Genomic DNA, 17,699 nt, shown 5'->3' on the forward strand with positions numbered 1-17,699 from the left:
CTTGTGAGCGAAATCAGCCAACTCTATAGCATATTCACTTCTACTTCATTGATAAACAAGCTAACAACTCTTCAACTTGCTTAGGTTGTAATGTCTCTCTATCAAGTTGTTGAATAAAAACATTAATCACCTTGGCATCAAACGGTTCAATGCTACTGCCCAATAATCGTTTTTTACTGGCGGCTAATAATGTCTCATCGCTTTGATCAAAATCTGCAAATAACAAACTCAATACACAATGATAACGTAATCGAGTTTCGCTTAAATGCCTACTTAATGTCTGGATAAATGACAGATCGCTAAGCGTGATCACGTCATCGTCAACACGAACAAAGCTATTCTGTTGTAATTGTAGTAAAGCACGAGAGACTCGCTGTTTAAGTGTTTCTGTTGAAGGCGCTAGGAAATATTCTGCATCGATAAAGCCTAATAAACTACCTACCAACTCGGTTAATGTGGCACAACTAATTTTATTGTTTTGATTGTTTAATTTAATTAAGCCATAACTCACCAATGAAGGCAGCGCAAATACGTGCACAATGGTATTACGGTAATAAGTTAAATGTGCGCTTTGTTTTTGATCACAACTCACCACATAATTAGACTCTGAAAACTTATTCATGGCTAACGCTTGTTGATAAATGAGTTCAACAGATTGTGTTGGATAAGTAATTCTAGAGTCTTGGCTGGTATTCGCTAATAACTGTTGATGTAATTGCAATAAAGCCAGCATACGATGTTTACCTAGCTGATGATTAGTGCTTGCCAATAATATAGCTGCGCACAAAGGTAAAGCATTCACTGCCGTTGCTTGATTTATTCCCTGCATAACATTATTGGCCAACTGGTTAACTTGTGTAGCAAATTGCTGCTCAGTAAGGGCTTGATGTCGCCAATTAGGTTGTTGTTGATCGAGATATTGCTTGAGATTAATAGGCTCTCCAAAGTTAACAAAAGCACGCCCAAAATTACGTAGTTTTTTAACAATACCTAGGACTTGCCACGCACTTTCTTGTTGTTTTTTCTGCCCAGATAACTCTTTCATGTAAGTGCTTACTTCCATGATATGGTCATAACCAATATACACAGGCACAATCATTACATTACGTTCAGGTTGGTCTAAAAAGGTTTGTACACTCATTGCGAGTAACCCCGTTTTAGCGGGTAGTAAACGCCCAGTTCGACTACGCCCTCCTTCGGTAAAGAACTCAATCGGATAACCTTGTTTAAATAACATCGCAAAATAAGCTTTGAATGCTTTGCCATAGAGAGGATCATCTTTAAAACTACGACGTAAAAAGAACGCACCAGAGCGTCTAAAAATACCACCAGCAGGAAAAAAGTTAAGATTCACTCCGGCTGCTACATGTGGTGGTACTAAACCTTCTCCAAACAATAAATAAGATAATAAGAGATAATCCATATGACTGCGGTGACAAGGCATATAAATAATTTCTGCCCCACTTTGTGTTGCATCACGCACCGCTTGTGCATGATTAACTTCGATCCCTTGGTAAATACCATTCCAGACTTTAGACAAAATAGATCGGAAAAAACGCAAAAAACGATATGAAAAATTACTACTAATCTCTTCTAAATAAGCATGGCATTGCTGAGTAACCTGCAACTCACTTCGACCACTTTGCAGGCTTTCTTGTTGAATAGTTTGTTGCATCATAGGGCTGGCGATAACACGTTTGATCATCGCTTTGCGATTAGGAATTTGAGGCCCACGACTAGAACGATTTTGGGTACTAAAATAATGCAAGGCTACTCGCGCAAGTTTATGCGCTAAATGTTTCGAGTGTTTGTTTTTTTCTACTAATGATTGAACAGAGATGGGTACATTAAAACGTATTAAATGATCACTACCCGCAGTGAGAATAGACCATGCTTTTTGTAAGCTACTTACATTATGATGCCCCAGAAAAGCTTTTCGTGGATTGCTTTTACCTGGATTTCTACCCCAGAAAAATGTCACTGGTACTAATTGCACATCAAGCTCTGTATCCTGTTGATGCAACGATAATAAGTGTTGGTATTGCGCTAAATAAGCAGACTGCTGTTGCTTTAGCGGTTTCTTTTTAAAGAAATACCAATCATGCAGGTAAATAACAGCGGGCAGGGTAATACCATGCAATTGCAAAGGCTGATAAGGATCGGGTAAAGCTTGCTTAATACAGGCTTTTTGTAGTGCTAATAAATCACTAGCACTATTTTGTTCCAACACATAAATAATAGGACGAGAGAGGTCTAACTTTAACTCAGTAACAGGGTTTTGTGGCACCACCACACTCTTCACCCAAAAACGACTGATCAGCTTAGACCAAAAAGAGCCTTTAACTAGCACATACTTTCCTTGTTATTGTCCATTATATTGGCTTTAGTTTAACATACAAAGCTAGTGCGTATAGGCGTTGACAAGCATTCTGAGACCGCTAGCAAATGATTCCTCTCAATCAACAGCTAAATGATGACCAAGTGATGTCTATTTGTTAAAGTGTGCGCTTCAATTAATACACATGAGATTGCTTATTAATGCAAAAAAATACTGGAATAAAGCGAATATTTCTTGCTTTTGGTTATTCACTAAAAGGCATCAAAAGTGCTTTTAAACATGAAGCTGCTTTTCGTCAAGAGGTCTTACTAGCAATTATTTTAATCCCTATTGCCTTATTAGTAGATGTCACTAAAGTAGAGCGCATACTTTTAATTTCGCCAGTGATCTTGGTATTAATATTTGAAATAATTAATTCAGCCATTGAAGCCGTTGTAGATAGAATTGGCAGTGAGTTCCATGAACTTTCTGGGCGCGCTAAAGATATGGGCTCATCAGCTGTCTTAATTGGTTTGTTATTAACCGCGTATATTTGGATTGAAATCCTGTTTATTTAACTTACTTCACTCATTAGGATTCTAATATGGCGGATAGACCTGCTTTTACTAAACAAAAAAATAAAACGCATTCACCAATAAAAACGGTTCCCCACTCTTTTGAAGCCGAACAAGCGGTCATTGGCGGTTTATTATTAGACAATGATACTTGGTCAGATGTTTCTGAGCGAGTGGTTGACCGTGACTTTTATACACGTGCACATCGCCTTATTTTTTCAACTATTGAAAAACTAAGCAGCAATGATATTCCCGTAGATATCGTTACACTGTCAGAAAAGCTTGAAGATACACAGGAATTAGAAGGCATTGGTGGCATTGCTTATTTAGCGGAGCTATTACAAAACACGCCAAGTGCAGCTAACATCAATAACTATGCAGATATTGTTCGTGAACGCGCCATTGTTAGGGAGTTAATTGGTGTAGCCAATGATATTGCAGAGGCAGGCTATGATACCGAAGGTCGTGATAGTGCAGAGCTGCTAGATTTTGCAGAAACTAAAGTGTTCCAAATTGCAGAGGCTCGAAATAATCAAAATGAAGGCCCGCAAGCGATTAAAGATATCCTCAAAGAAACAGTCGCAAAAATTGATGATTTATGCAAAAACCCTCGCGATGGTATTACCGGATTGTCCTCTGGTTACAATGATTTAGACCAAATGACTACGGGCTTCCAACCCGGTGATTTAATTATTGTAGCGGCGCGTCCATCAATGGGGAAAACTACCTTTGCCATGAACTTAGCGGAACATGCAGCCCTTAATGCAGACAAGCCAACCATTATTTTCTCATTAGAGATGCCTTCAGATCAGATCATGAATCGTATGTTGGCTTCTTTAGGGCGTATAGACCAAGGTAAAATTCGTACCGGCCAATTAGATGAAAACGATTGGGCTTCATTATCTTCTACTATGTCTATTTTATTAGACCGCGGTAAAATGTTTATTGATGATAGCTCTGGTTTAACACCAACGGAATTACGTTCGCGCGCTCGTCGTATTGCACGTGACCACGGCGGTGTTAGCATGATCATGGTCGATTATTTACAATTAATGCGTGTCCCTTCTTTGAGTGAAAACCGTACCTTAGAGATTTCAGAAATCTCACGTTCTTTAAAAGCATTAGCCAAAGAGTTACGTTGTCCTGTTATTGCCTTATCTCAGTTAAACCGTGGTCTTGAGCAACGTGCTGATAAGCGCCCTATTAACTCAGACTTACGTGAATCGGGTGCGATTGAGCAAGATGCTGATTTAATTATGTTTATTTATCGAGATGAAGTTTATCACGAAGATAGTGAGCACAAAGGCATTGCAGAAATCATCATTGGTAAGCAACGTAACGGACCAATTGGTAAGGTACGTTTAACGTTCCAAGGGCGTTACTCTCGTTTTGATGATTACACCGGTACTGCTTATCATGGTGATGAATAATAAAAGTTGATAGCGCCCATGACTACTCACTTGAGAAGCTACGGATACTCAAGTGGGATATGACTTACGCTACAATTAACGGCTAACTTAAATAATTTAGAAAAGGACAATGATGGACAAGTTTGATCAACTATTTGACTGTTCAAATAAAAAGTTAAGCTTGTACCGCTTCTCATTACCTTTAAAAAAAACCATCAATTTTAAAGGCCATCATTTAAGCACCCGCGAAGGACTATGGTTAATTGAGCACAGCCCGCATGGGCAAGATTATATTGGTGAAGTATCGCCTCTGCCCGGTTTTAGCCAAGAAACACTTGCTGCATGTCAAACGCAACTAATCGATGCCTTACAAGCCGGAACGTTGACCAATCAATGCATAAGCAAGCAACAAGCAAACCATCAACAAGTAGATTTTACAGCGCCTTTTTTACCGAGTGTAAGCTTTGCTTTATTTTGCCTACAGCAACGTATTCCCTGGGCATTACAAACAAGTAATGTAGCGCAAGATATTGCTTTAATGACCATACCTTTATTGCAAGGTAGCCTGAACGAAATTATTAAGCGCTATAGAGAGTTAAATTATCCAGCAACAGTAAAATTGAAAGTAGCGCGTTTATCGGTGGCAGAGGATATTAAAGTCATACAAAGCCTTATTGAACTTAATCCCGCTGTTCAGCTACGCTTAGACGCCAATCAGCAGTGGACTGCAATTCAATATATCGACTTCCTAGATGCGATTGACAGAAAATGTATTGATTATATTGAAGAGCCAACGCTTTCTACTATGGATAATATATCCATTTCAACACAATTTAAGGTCTCCATCGCATTAGATGAGAGCTTATTAATATCCAATCTATTGCCTATCAGCAAATGTATTAAAGCGTTAATCATCAAACCTACATTGATTGGCTATTCTGCTCGTATTCAGGCTTTATTAACGCATGCACAACAGCAACAATTAAGTCTTAGCATGAGCGCGAGTTTTGAATCCCCAATCGCTCTACAGCAACTGGCTTATCTAGCAAAGCAATGGCAACAAAAAACTCAATTAAAGGTAAGCTTAGGCTTAGATACCTTACACGCTTTCCAACCTGAAATAAGTCATGCTATTAAGGATAATTCAGACTTACAAAGATTCATTACATCTCAGGCAACTTGTATATGGCACTCTTAATTAACCACTGCCCCGTTCGCTGGCATGCTATTTATCATAGTCACTGGACTGCGTTGCAATATGATCAGCAATCGATCTCCTATCAGCAGTTAGATCAACTATTAAGCGCACTGCAAAGACAATTACTGACACAAATTAACCTAACTACTCCAATTTCAACTTCAACTCCACCGTCAATGGTCAGGCTGGCTTGTATCGCCAGTAATGGTATTGAATTGCTATTAATGCAATTATTATGCGTACGAGCAGGCTGGCTATTTTGTCCGCTAAACCCACGCTTTACCGCTACTGAGTTGTCGCAAAGATTGGCAGTATTAAATACGCCGTACTGTTGGATTGAGAATGAGCAAGATGCAGACTCCCTACCGACCTCGTCACCTCAATTACAAATAGATTTTGAATTGCTGTTATCAAACCTTCATGAGCAGGCTTCATCTTCTATTGCAGCAACTGCAAATATCTCCACTTCCGCAATAACGCTCACGCCTTTATTGATTGAACCAGAACAAGCTTGCAATATTATTTTCACTTCTGGTAGCAGCGGTTTTCCTAAAGCGATTGTACATAATTATCGTAATCACTTTTTTAGTGCGCTGGGCTCACAAAGACTGATCCCTCTTGCTTCACAGGATCATAACTTATTGTCCCTACCACTATTTCATATTGGTGGATATGCAACGGTATTACGAACCATTATTGCAGGAGCATGCATACACTTAACCACTTATCCATTGACTGTTGCCTTATTACAACAACACAGGATCACGCACTTATCCTTAGTTTCAACGCAATTGATCCGCTTATTAGCAGATCCTTTATTTAATGCGAAACAATCTGCCATTAAACATGTTTTATTGGGTGGAAGCGCTTTTTCAGAAGAGCACCTAACAGCGTTAGCTGCACGTGGATTTCACTATCACTTAAGTTACGGCAGTACTGAAATGGCCTCGCAAATTGCCACCTCAGATAACAGTAGTCAGCTACAGGTTTTACCGTATAGAGAAATAAAAATACACCGAGGTGAAATTTATATAACTGGCGAAACACGATTTATTGGGTATTTCCGAGATAATGCAATACATAAAATTGCAGCAGAAGAATGGGTTGCAAGTGGTGACTTGGGCACACTGAAACAACATCAATTATCTATTATAGGACGTAAAGACAGACAATTTATTAGTGGTGGCGAAAATATTCAGCCGGAGGAAATAGAGCGAGTATGTTTACAATATGGTCGTGTTAAACAAGCTTATATTTGTCCCACCAAGGATCAACAATATGGTCAGCGCATTGCGCTCTTTGTTTTATTTTCAGACTCAACTCAATTTGATCTAGATTGTCAGCAACTTAAACATTACCTTGGCCAACAACTGATCGGCTTTAAACAACCCGATCATTATCTTGCTTGGCCTTTGAAATTAGCAAATAACCAAGCATTAAAAGTGCCCAAACAAGTTTTCATAGACAGTTTAAGTAAGCAAGGACTAACCTAAGGTGCGTTTGATACTATGCTCATATACCAATTGTTCTGCATTATTAATCAAAGACAGTAAATCGGGATGACTTTCTTTTTTATACTCAACGATTCCGGTATCAATCACTAAACGACTTTTTCTAATGGAGCTTGAATTAAACTTTCGAACATTATTGTCTAAGCGAGGAAACAGCCCTGTATCGGTAATATGATATTCACTATCTGTCATTAAAATAACAAACTCATCCCCACCAATACGCGCCACTAAATCGGTTTCTCTAAAGGTGTCAGTCAATATATTTGCAAAAGACATTAATAATTGATCTCCCTCTGCTTCACCATGATCTAAATTAATCTTGGTTATACCAACAACATCAATATATAAGGCAAAGAAAGGTTTGTTAGCACGTTGGCTTAAACGGAAATAATTATCTCCGGCACTGACAATACCCCGATGGTTTAATAACCCAGTAAGCTCGTCGCTTAGCATCAATTCATTATTTTTATCTAATAATGATTTATCAACGGTAATATCGCGGGTGATTTCAATAATCCCCTGAATTTGTTTTTCTGTTGAATAATAGGGATGCTGAACAATCTCATAGGTTCGAGCCTCGCCTTTGGCACTATATTTAATAGTTTCTATACGATGCACTTGCTCTGTATTCTTGGTTTTTAGTAAAGGACACACACTTTTATTACATTGTAGGCACGTAAACAGAGCATCACAGTCTGTATCTAGTAAATCATCTACCTTATGGCCGCTTAGTTGTGCCAGTATTTTATTGACAAAAGTAGTGCGTCCTTGGAGATTAAAAATACGCACACCTAATGGTAATAAATCCATAAATTGAGTTTGATCGAATATTGATGATTTTAAAGATTGATTGAGTGATTTACGGTCACTAATATCCTTAATGTAACCAATATAGCCAATCATTTCTCTACTCAATTGCGAATTTGCATAATAGAAAATTTTATAGCTTGAAGGATCATTTTCTTTTAATTTCTCGGGCTCTACTTCAATGCATCCACCAGCTTGATTAATATCCGCAATAGATATAGTTAATGCTTCAGGTTCAATGGCTGCACTGTGTTTTTTATCTAATAACTGCGCTCTAGTAACATTAAAGAAACGGTAAAACGCCTTATTAGCAACAATATATTCATTATTAAAACCTTTAACAAAAATAGGGAAAGGTAAACCATCTAAAAAACACTGATAACGCAATTGTAAACGACTCAACGCCATGTACTTTCTAAAGGTATACAGTAATGTTAATAGCACCATCAATAATAGAATAAGTGTGATCGCATATTTGTCAGATTGTGAAAGATACAACTTCATCATTGGAGAAAAAGTGAGTACACCACCTACCGCATAACCACGCGTATCATGAACGGGCATGAAAACAGCGATGCCATCTTCTCCTGCAATACGAGTATTGACTGAAAAGCGTTTCAATTGCATTAATTTTGTTTCTTCAGCTAGGCCTAGGCTTTGTTTTAATTGCGCCAAATTAGCCGCACTTAGCTCTCCTAATCGAGGGTTTAATTTGTTTTCGTTGATGCCAATATAAAAAGCATCGGAAAAAGCCGTTTCTTGATATAACTTGGCTTTTTGTTGGGTCGATAAGAGTGGTCTTTTTGCTAATAAATATTGCGATTTTACTGCGCTAGTTGACGTTAATATTTTTTTCATTGCAGTTAATGGCATAGCGACTTCTACCACGGCGATAAAATTATTATTGTGATTAAAAACAGGAAAAAAATAACTATACAGGTAACGACCATTTTTCAATGACAAACCAAACGAGGTTTCTTTATTTTGTAGTACCTTTCTCAAGGCAGTATTGTCGACGTTATTTTTATTGGTTGGTTCTGTAATTTGTTGCAATGTTAACAATGATTCACCATTACTTAGATACACCTGTTGATGTTCAAAATTTTGGCTACTACTACGAAATGAAGGCTGCAATTTTTCATACAAACTTTGTTTAATCGAGGCTAAAACTTGCGGAGCATTTATATTGTTATTTGCCTTTTCTAGTAAAGGTAAAATAGCTTCATTATGATATTGTAAAGCATACAATAAGCCAGCATTAGACTTCACTTGAGCTAGTGCAGAGACAAAACTATTGTATACTGCGCGCTCAACTAATTGACGTTGTTGTTTTTGGCTTTGATCATTGGACATGAACATAAAAATAAAAGTGATCAAGATGACAGTGAGTACAACAAAAATAAAGTCGGAAGAGTGAAAACGCTTTGCTCTCAACATTTTAAACCCAAATAAATATACAAAAAATAATAATGAGTATATATCAATTAGGGTAGGCACAGTTGATATTTTAAGGTTGTTTTTGAAGCGATTAAACCACTGTGAGGTAATCACTCTTTAGCGATAAGCGATAAGCGATAAGCGATAAGCGATAACGGCATCATTACAAAAAAGTAGAAATGCCTAAAAGTATTTCAACATTTTTAGTTAACAGCCTATTAAGTTTAGCCTTAAACAAAAGTAATAATAAAAGAGCAATCAACACAATAAGATTCAAAGACATAATAGGTATTTCTAATATTATTCGTTAGAATCATACCTCCCCGATAGCAGAGAGCAGTTTATGGATATATACAAATTAAAATCTAGCTTTATTCACCCAAGATATTGGTTAGCTTGGCTAGGGATCTTAATTCTCTTTTTATCGTCATTATTACCTTATTCAACAATATTAAATATTGGTAAATACTTAGGGCGACTAGCGATCCCTTTTGCTAAAAAACGTTTTCATACTGCACGTCGTAATATTGAATTATGCTTTCCTGAACTGACACCGGAACAAGTTGATCAGAAAGTAAAAGCGAACTTCGAAAATACGGGGATTGCTTTATTAGAAATGGGCATGGCTTGGTTTTGGCCAAGTTGGCGTGTACGTGGTTTACTAAGTGTGCGAGGCATTCAACATCTACAACAAGCCACCCGACAAGGCAACGGTATTATCTTTTTAGGTGCACACTTTTTAACTTTAGAGATGGGCGCGCGTGCATTAGGCTTGATTCACCCAAGTTATGCGGTGTATAGAAAAAATAGTAACGAAGTCTTAGATTATTGGTTCTACTGGGGACGTATGCGCGAGCATAAAGCCATGCTAGATCGCAAAGATTTTAAAGCGATGTTACGTGTATTAAAAACCGGACAAGCATTATGGTACGCACCCGACCATGATTATGGTCGACACAAAAGCAGCATATTTGCACCATTTTTCGATGTAGAGAGCGCTAACACAGTATCTGGCACAAGTACTTTAGCGCGTGTTAAAGATAGTGTTGTTATTCCTGTGTTTTTAAAGCGTCTGCCTGGTTCAGAGGGATATGAATTAATTTTTTATGAAGCATTAAGTGATTTTCCAAGCCAGGATTTAAAGGCTGACACCACTTATACTAACCAACAGATAGAGCGCATGGTTAGCGAGTGTGATGATCAATATATGTGGCTACACCGTCGCTTTAAGACCCGCCCAGAGGGAGAACTTTCGGTGTACCAATAGCACTAATAAAGTTTGATTTAATGTGCATTAAAAACACGAATAAAGGCGAGTTGCGTTACAAAGCAGTCTCGCCTTTATTTTTCTCCCTCTTAGTTTGCCGACTCCGCTGCATCTTGATTTATTTAAAAACATTAGTGGAGCCTAAGCTAGGAACTGACTCAGTCTAAAAAAGCTGCTCCCATACTGCAATTACAGCATTACGGTCTTCAACTAACTGATCTGCCTGTGTAATGCGTTTCTTTTTACCCAGGCTTAAACGATGGGCCGCATCTCGAATATGACAGTAGGCATCAATCAATTGTTTTGCTTGCAGCTCAGTTAATAACCCAAGCTGCTCGCAAGCAGCAAAAATACGCAAATTATCCGACCACTCTGTTAAGCGCTCAGGGAATTCGTTGGCATGAGCTAGCACCAGGTACTGTGCAATAAACTCAATATCGACCATTCCCCCTGGAGACTGCTTAAGATCAAACTCCTGACTTTCAGCACGATTCAAATGATCCCGCATTTTAGTGCGCATCTCCGATACGTCTTTTTTTAATAGCTGTTGATCTCGCATTTGACTTAATATTTCTGCCCGTATTTGCGTAAACTCTTGTTGCATAATGCTATCAATAAATACTGGACGGGAGCGAACTAAAGCTTGATGTTCCCATGTCCATGCGTTTTCTTTTAAGTAGCGATGAAACCCAGCCATACCTGCGACAAGTGGTCCAGAATCACCCGATGGGCGTAAACGCATATCTATTTCATACAGAATTCCAGAGTTAGTACGCGAGCTAAATAGGTGAATAATACGTTGTGCTAAACGGAAATAAAATAACTGATTATCGATGCTACGAGTACCATTGGTTACACCTGATATATTAGTATCATGTAGAAATACCACATCGAGATCAGACTCATAACCAAGCTCTAAACCGCCCATTTTACCATAGCCGATCACTGCAAAACCTTTACGGTCAGTGCCCGCAACATTACTCGGTATACCAAATTTTTCAGTAATTTGAGCCCAAGCTATTTGTACCACATACTCAAGAATAGCCTCGCTTAAACAAGTTAAATGATCACTTACCTGAGGTAATTTAATACCCTTTGCAATATCGGCGGTGGCAATATGTAAAAATTGCATCTGTTTAAATTGACGCAACGCTTCCATTTGCTGCTCCATATCCTCTTCAGGAATACGTAGCATAAACTGCTGTAACTCGCTTCTATAATTACTTAACTCCGTTGGATGGTAGAGTTTTTGAGGGTCTAACAGCTCATCGAGTAAAATAGGGTGACGAGCTAACTGCGCGGAGACTCGAGGACTAGCTGAACATAATTTTAATAGCTGATTTAGTGCCCCCTCATTTTCATTCAATAACTCCAAATAAGCGGTACGGCGCATAATATTTAAAATCAGATGATGAATACGCTCAAAAAGACTGTCCGGATGAGAAAAGGCACAAGTTAAAGCAATAATTCTTGGTAATAATTTATCAATTGTTGCTTGTCCTCGTGGGCCAATCGGACGGCGACTAATATCTTCTTTTAAAGAAACAATCATTTTTGAAAATGCAACAACCTGCTTATCGGCTTTGCTGCTTGGTTTAATATGTTTACTTAAAATAGGTTCAATTTCTTCACTAGAAAGCTGCAACTCCCACAATTCAACAAACTCTTCCTGCGGTTCATTTTGTTGCTCCTCAGATTCCCCAATAACCCAGTTGAATTCCTTGTGTACGTTTTCCATTACTTGATTTAAGCGCGTATAAAAACTTTCCCAGTCTTCAAATTTCATTACTTTAATTAAGCGTAGCTTATCTAATTCGTTATTCGGTAATGTCTGCGTTTGCTGGTCGCCAATTTGCTGCAATACATTTTCTACTGCCCGTAAAAAATGATATGAATCCAATAAACAAGTAACTCTATCCGCCGGCAAGACCTCAGTTTTTGCAATTACTTTTAAGGTTTCTTGTAACCCTTTGCATTGCAGTTGCAAATCCCTTCCACCATGAATAAGTTGAAAAGCTTGTGCAACAAATTCAATTTCACGGATCCCGCCCATACCCAATTTAATATTATCTTTTAAACCTTTACGGCGAACTTCAGCACTGATCATTGCTTTCATTTTCCGTAATGACTCAATGGCACTAAAATCAATATAACGTCTAAACACAAAGGGCCTAAGCATTCCTTCGAGCTCTTGCTTGTAAATCCCTTCCTTACCTAAAACACGCGCCTTAACCATCGCATAACGCTCCCATTCTCGACCATGAGTTTGGTAATAATCTTCAATAGAGTTAAAGGTTGTCACTAATGGCCCAGACTCACCAAAAGGACGTAAACGCATATCTACACGGTATACAAAACCATCAACGGTTATTTGGTGTAGTGCAGCAATTAAACGCTGCCCTAATTTAGTGAAAAATGCAGAGTTTTCAATAACGCGTCGCCCGCCTTCGGTTTGGCCGCGTTCAGGATAAGAAAAGATAAGATCAATATCAGAAGAGAAGTTGAGTTCTTTACCACCTAACTTACCCATGGCAAAGACATACATTGTTTGTTGCTCACCGGACTCTCCGATTGGCGTACCTTGCTCTTGGCATTGCAACTGATATAACCAATTTAAGCTTTGCAAAATTAACTGATCTGCTAATAACGAAATGTGGACAAAGCTTTCCTGTAAAGTACTTAGGTTTAAGAGCTCTCGCCAAGCAATCACCACCATATGCTTACGTCTAAAAAAACGTAATGTTTGGTGTAATTGTGCTTCATTCTCAGTCTCTGACAGAGCGGTTTTTAGCTCTATTATCAATTGCTCAGTGCGATCGGCTGTGGTTAATAAGTTACTTTCGAATAAGCAGGGAATAAGAGCTGGCTGCTTTATTAAAGACTCTGCAACAAAATCACTCAATGCAAAAACGTCATATAATTGCTGAGAGTGATCATCACTTAAGCTGGATAAATCAAAACGTTCACCAAGTTGTTGCATATATTTTTGTGCTACTTCATTTAATAAAGACATACATTGCTCACAATAAGATTCGATAGTTGAGGAAGGCGCTATTCTTATAGAGTTTACCTTCCTTAAAATAAAAAGTGAGGTAAAAAAGCATCATAAGCAGATCCCTAGTCTGAAATGCATGATCCTACGCACAGAATAAAATATTACTAATGACGTACTAAGCACCACTAAAGTCAGTCATGACAGACAAGAATAACAAACCTGCTCTACATTTTTACAATGACAGTCATTGAAAAGTAATTTTGAAGCACCATTATTATGAGACTAGCAACAATTTAAAACCGATAAGTAGCTGACTAACATAATGACAACGAGTAGACTTTAATAACAGCATTCACACCGAGTTAAGTAAAACGACGAAAATAAACGCAGAAATCCATTGACATATAATGGCTTGGCTACTAAATTAATACTCACATGACATTTAATGTCAAACACGGTTAAGGAACACGATGAATATTCATACTATTGCTACCCATTTAAATAAATTAGCAGACGATACCGAAACGGGCTTCAATTTTGACTGTACGCCAATCAATGGTGAAATAGATGTACTACAAGTAGAAATTATTGACCGCGAAGAGATCCCAATTTTTGTTTCTATCAGTGATAACCAAATTTTATGTATTGCCTACTTATGGGGTGAAGATGAAATTAAATCAGAACTTAAAGCAAATATGATGGAAGCAATGTTAGAAATGAACATTCCTATGCCGCTTTCCTCTTTTGCTAAAGTCGAAGACAAATATGTTGTCTTTGGCGCGCTATCAATCAACTCAAGCTTAGAAGATATAGAGCTTGAATTAGTCACTCTCAGCGATAACAGCCTTGAAGTGATCAGTGAAATGGATAGCTACTTAAATTAATTCGGAGTTTAAAAATGAACATATTTAGAAAAATAATCACTGCAGTACGCGGTGGTGCAACAGAAGCTGGTGAAGCAATTGTAGATGCTAACTCAACTAGAATTTTTGCTCAAGAAATTCGTGACTCAGAAAAACATATCACAATTGCCAAGCGTGATTTGACTTCAGTGATGGCTAAACAAATGCAAACAGCTCGTGAATTAGCGCAATTACAAGCCAGCATCAAAGAGCATGAAGGTTACGCAATGCAAGCGCTAAACCAAGGCAATGAAGCATTAGCTATTGAAGTTGCTGAAAAAATAGCAGAACTTGAAAGTAATGCAGCAGATCAACAACAAGCAAATGAAAGCTTCTTAAATAGCATTGATCGCTTAAAAGAATTGATTAAAAAGAGTGAACGTAAGTTAACTGAATACAAACGCCAGTTAACCATGGTAAAAACCACTGAGAGTGTACAAAAAGCAACTTCTGCAATCTCAGATAACTTTACTGCAAGCAACTCTAAATTATTAAATGCCAAAGATTCACTAGAACGAATCAAACAAAAACAAGCAATGTTTGATGATAAACTGCAGGCAGCAGAGCAATTAGCCTCTGAGAACTCAGACCAATCATTAAAAAATAAACTGCAAGATGCAGGCATTGGGGCTCAACAAAATAGTGCACAATCGGTATTAGATCGTTTAAAAAATAAATAAATTTTATTTTGAAACATCACTAATACGGTTATTATAACAATAAAGCACGACTTGCTTAGGCAGTCGTGTTTTTTTGCATCTAGCTAACGCTTACCATCACATATTTGCTAAAGGATATTTATGCGTTTTTTAAAATCGTTATTTAGTAAACAAGCAACAACACCAACACGTGCTTTGAATCAACCAGATCAGCTATTAATCGGTGATATTTTTTGTTTCGATGATAGTTTTGCATTACCTGAAGTAATGCGTAAGCAACAGCTACAAGTTAACGATGTCATTACCATTGAATTTAAACATCAGCATTATGTACAATTGGTTGCGCAAGGTAGTAATCAAAAATTGGTTTATCTGAGTTTTCCTAAAAACCCTAAAAATCTTATACAGTGCAGCCTATTATTAACTCGTGCTGAAGTAGAAGCTTTATTTGATATGGATGCTTTTTCTGATATTTTTAATGCTCCTGGCAACGCACGTTTAACACCGACAGCAAAACAACACACTTATGCAGATATGTTAGCCACGGAATATATCCAGCAAGACTTTTCAACATCTGGCTATATTCATCAAGCCGATTATCGGGACAGTAAACCACCACAATATTCTGATCAGGAACATGGTCAAGAATTTGAATATTATTCACTTGAAGGCAATGAAGGTTTACGTAAGATAGAAATCTTTATTTTTGAGAATGGTGATACCGATGTATATTTATCAAGCTTGCGCCCTGCAAGTGATATTGCAGAATTATGGATCAAAGGAGAATAAACATGCCAATTGGTGAATTACCTAAAAAATGGCAGCAATCAGCAAAAGTTGTCAAAGCAGTGCAAATAGCTTTCGATATGGATAGCAAGCTGCAATATAGCATTCGCCGTAGCGCATTAGATGAAGGGATCAGCCCTTCAGAAAAGATCAGAGACTTATTAGAATTAACCACACACAAAAAGCCTAAACGCCCGCGTTTAACAGTGAGTTTAAGTGCAGAAGATTATATGCAACTAGGCCAACGCTATAATATTTCATCTGAAAACCAATTAGATATTAAAAAGTGTGTAATCGAGGAGTTAACTAAATTTGCTTCTAATAGTGAATATTTTAAAGAAAAATAAATACAATACTCTTTACCAATCAAAAGGCTTTAGCTACTTGAATGGTAAAGGGTACATCACTACAGAGCAACAATACTTGTTGGCAAGACCACCGATTATAGATTTATAACGAGTGACTTTACGCTAAAAATAGATCCGCCTACAAACAGGCCTATAAAGTATCTAGCAATATTAAACTTTGGTTAAAAATACCGTATAACCATAAATTTCATCAGTCATATCAGTTACTTCTTTCAATACAACCACAGAACCTTCTACTGTTTCTTTCACTTGTACCAAACTATTATTGATTTCTTCAGCAACTGTTGCCTGATCCTTAGCAGCAGAGGCTATTTGATAATTTAACTCAGAAATATGACTTACTTTACCAACGATGTCTGAAAGTTTAATACCCGCTTTGGTCACTTCTTTCACGCCAATTTCTGCTTCTTTAACACTACTATCCATTAAACCAACGGCTTGTTGCGCACTCTTTTGTAACTGTTCAATCATTGCTTGGATTTCAACTGTCGCATCTTGTGTGCGTTTAGCAAGGCTACGCACTTCATCAGCCACCACTGCAAAACCGCGTCCATATTCACCGGCGCGTGCAGCTTCAATCGCTGCATTTAAGGCTAATAAGTTGGTTTGGTCAGAAATACTGCGAATAGTATCAACTACACTGCCAATGCTCTCAACCTTACTTTCTACGTTATTAACGGCAATCGCTGAATCATCAATATTTTTAGACAATGAATTAATGGAAGTGATCGTCGCATCAACAGCCCTGCGGCCTTCTTCAGCGACATTTGTCGCTTCCAAAGTAGAAGTTGAGGCACTTTCTGCATTACCTTCTACTTCTTTTACGGCAGTCGTCATTTGATTCATCGCCGTCGCTAGTAATTCTATTTGCTCAAACTCTTCGGCTACAGATTCATTAATAACTTCCATGCAGGCACCAAATTGCTCAGTCACTTCATGCAATTGAGTCAAAGTACTAGCTGTACTTTCACCATACTTTGTAGCTTCGGCGATCTGATCATTAGCAACGAGATAAAGCTGAGAGAATGCACCTTCTAATTGCTCTGGTTTTGAGGTGGTAGGGTCTTGAAGGTATTGTTGCAAAACGGCGAGTTGTTTATGATTACAGTGATGTTGCCATACCACGACTAAAACTAATAAAAATACAACAATAAAGGTAGCCACTAAATTAACCACAAAAAACTGATTAATCACTAATATAAACAGTGCACCAAGGAAAAATAGAATAATACCTTTGGTCAGAGGAGATGTATTAACTAATTGTTTTTCTAAGCTATTTAACTGTACTTGTGGCATATATTAACTCGATTCAATAAAAGGGAAATAAAGAGGAATAGTAATCTATCGACTGTCATCGAGAAATATTAGTTGAAATATTCTTAAAATCTACTCAATTATAGTTAAAACCAACACATTTGTGATTATTTACCTACTCTTGACTTCTTATTGCGCATAATTGAAATATAAA

Annotated in this window: 13 protein-coding genes; 9 read left to right on the top strand and 4 right to left on the bottom strand. The window is 37.7% G+C overall.

Annotated features, from left to right (window positions below):
* Positions 1-40: 40 nt before the first annotated feature.
* Positions 41-2,350 (bottom strand): glycerol-3-phosphate 1-O-acyltransferase PlsB, encoded by a 2,310-nt coding sequence (plsB, locus tag MT390_RS02560; RefSeq protein ID WP_499439423.1) that lies wholly within the window; start codon positions 2,348-2,350, stop codon positions 41-43.
* Between the two features lie 188 nt (positions 2,351-2,538).
* Here plsB and MT390_RS02565 point away from each other — a divergent pair, with 188 nt between their 5' ends.
* The 4 genes from MT390_RS02565 (at position 2,539) to MT390_RS02580 (ending at position 6,992) form a co-directional block, all read left to right on the top strand.
* Positions 2,539-2,895, top strand: coding sequence for a diacylglycerol kinase (locus MT390_RS02565; RefSeq protein ID WP_166368804.1), 357 nt, complete (start codon positions 2,539-2,541; stop codon positions 2,893-2,895).
* 26 nt (positions 2,896-2,921) lie between these two features.
* On the top strand, positions 2,922-4,322 hold the full coding sequence (dnaB, locus tag MT390_RS02570) for a replicative DNA helicase (RefSeq protein WP_166368806.1): 1,401 nt from the start codon (positions 2,922-2,924) through the stop codon (positions 4,320-4,322).
* Positions 4,323-4,431: 109 nt separating this feature from the next.
* Positions 4,432-5,499, top strand: a complete 1,068-nt coding sequence (gene menC / locus MT390_RS02575) for an o-succinylbenzoate synthase (RefSeq protein ID WP_499439425.1) — start codon at positions 4,432-4,434, stop codon at positions 5,497-5,499.
* The gene (locus tag MT390_RS02580) at positions 5,487-6,992 is read left to right on the top strand and encodes an AMP-binding protein (RefSeq protein ID WP_499439427.1); all 1,506 of its coding nucleotides are present in this window, start codon (positions 5,487-5,489) and stop codon (positions 6,990-6,992) included. The genes menC and MT390_RS02580 overlap by 13 nt, the downstream gene beginning before the upstream one ends.
* Here MT390_RS02580 and MT390_RS02585 read toward each other — a convergent pair.
* Complete coding sequence (locus MT390_RS02585; protein WP_166368812.1) at positions 6,984-9,254, bottom strand: sensor domain-containing diguanylate cyclase; 2,271 nt, start codon at positions 9,252-9,254, stop codon at positions 6,984-6,986. The genes MT390_RS02580 and MT390_RS02585 overlap by 9 nt on opposite strands.
* A 343-nt stretch (positions 9,255-9,597) precedes the next feature.
* On the opposite strand from MT390_RS02585, the gene lpxL reads away from it, so the two are divergent.
* Complete coding sequence (lpxL, locus tag MT390_RS02590; protein WP_499439429.1) at positions 9,598-10,521, top strand: LpxL/LpxP family Kdo(2)-lipid IV(A) lauroyl/palmitoleoyl acyltransferase; 924 nt, start codon at positions 9,598-9,600, stop codon at positions 10,519-10,521.
* 163 nt (positions 10,522-10,684) lie between these two features.
* Here lpxL and glnE read toward each other — a convergent pair whose 3' ends face one another.
* Positions 10,685-13,534, bottom strand: coding sequence for a bifunctional [glutamate--ammonia ligase]-adenylyl-L-tyrosine phosphorylase/[glutamate--ammonia-ligase] adenylyltransferase (gene glnE, locus MT390_RS02595; protein WP_166368816.1), 2,850 nt, complete (start codon positions 13,532-13,534; stop codon positions 10,685-10,687).
* Between the two features lie 452 nt (positions 13,535-13,986).
* Between glnE and MT390_RS02600 the strand changes: the two genes are divergently transcribed.
* From MT390_RS02600 to MT390_RS02615, 4 genes are all read left to right on the top strand, one after another.
* A complete protein-coding gene (locus tag MT390_RS02600) occupies positions 13,987-14,400 on the top strand; it encodes a YjfI family protein (protein ID WP_166368818.1) in 414 nt (137 codons plus the stop codon).
* A gap of 14 nt (positions 14,401-14,414) precedes the next feature.
* The gene (locus MT390_RS02605) at positions 14,415-15,098 is read left to right on the top strand and encodes a PspA/IM30 family protein (protein ID WP_166368820.1); all 684 of its coding nucleotides are present in this window, start codon (positions 14,415-14,417) and stop codon (positions 15,096-15,098) included.
* Positions 15,099-15,218: 120 nt separating this feature from the next.
* The gene (locus tag MT390_RS02610) at positions 15,219-15,866 is read left to right on the top strand and encodes a hypothetical protein (protein WP_166368822.1); all 648 of its coding nucleotides are present in this window, start codon (positions 15,219-15,221) and stop codon (positions 15,864-15,866) included.
* A gap of 2 nt (positions 15,867-15,868) precedes the next feature.
* Positions 15,869-16,210 carry a hypothetical protein gene (locus MT390_RS02615; RefSeq protein WP_166368824.1) on the top strand — a complete coding sequence of 114 codons (342 nt, stop codon included), beginning with the start codon at positions 15,869-15,871 and terminating at the stop codon, positions 16,208-16,210.
* 171 nt (positions 16,211-16,381) lie between these two features.
* On the opposite strand, the gene MT390_RS02620 is transcribed toward MT390_RS02615, so the two are convergent.
* Positions 16,382-17,527 carry a methyl-accepting chemotaxis protein gene (locus MT390_RS02620; protein WP_499439431.1) on the bottom strand — a complete coding sequence of 382 codons (1,146 nt, stop codon included), beginning with the start codon at positions 17,525-17,527 and terminating at the stop codon, positions 16,382-16,384.
* Positions 17,528-17,699: the final 172 nt, after the last annotated feature.

It is taken from the genome of Vibrio sp. 2-Bac 85 (genome assembly GCF_037546705.1).
Lineage (GTDB): Bacteria > Pseudomonadota > Gammaproteobacteria > Enterobacterales > Psychromonadaceae > Psychromonas.

Bases quoted from the DNA above. Each gene is read 5' to 3' on its own strand.
- glnE (WP_166368816.1), bottom strand. From the start codon at position 13,534: ATGTCTTTATTAAATGAAGTAGCACAAAAATATATGCAACAACTTGGT.
- MT390_RS02615 (WP_166368824.1), top strand. From the start codon at position 15,869: ATGCCAATTGGTGAATTACCTAAAAAATGGCAGCAATCAGCAAAAGTT.
- dnaB (WP_166368806.1), top strand. From the start codon at position 2,922: ATGGCGGATAGACCTGCTTTTACTAAACAAAAAAATAAAACGCATTCA.
- lpxL (WP_499439429.1), top strand. From the start codon at position 9,598: ATGGATATATACAAATTAAAATCTAGCTTTATTCACCCAAGATATTGG.
- MT390_RS02565 (WP_166368804.1), top strand. From the start codon at position 2,539: ATGCAAAAAAATACTGGAATAAAGCGAATATTTCTTGCTTTTGGTTAT.
- MT390_RS02605 (WP_166368820.1), top strand. From the start codon at position 14,415: ATGAACATATTTAGAAAAATAATCACTGCAGTACGCGGTGGTGCAACA.
- MT390_RS02600 (WP_166368818.1), top strand. From the start codon at position 13,987: ATGAATATTCATACTATTGCTACCCATTTAAATAAATTAGCAGACGAT.
- MT390_RS02585 (WP_166368812.1), bottom strand. From the start codon at position 9,254: ATGTTGAGAGCAAAGCGTTTTCACTCTTCCGACTTTATTTTTGTTGTA.
- MT390_RS02620 (WP_499439431.1), bottom strand. From the start codon at position 17,527: ATGCCACAAGTACAGTTAAATAGCTTAGAAAAACAATTAGTTAATACA.
- menC (WP_499439425.1), top strand. From the start codon at position 4,432: ATGATGGACAAGTTTGATCAACTATTTGACTGTTCAAATAAAAAGTTA.
- MT390_RS02580 (WP_499439427.1), top strand. From the start codon at position 5,487: ATGGCACTCTTAATTAACCACTGCCCCGTTCGCTGGCATGCTATTTAT.
- MT390_RS02610 (WP_166368822.1), top strand. From the start codon at position 15,219: ATGCGTTTTTTAAAATCGTTATTTAGTAAACAAGCAACAACACCAACA.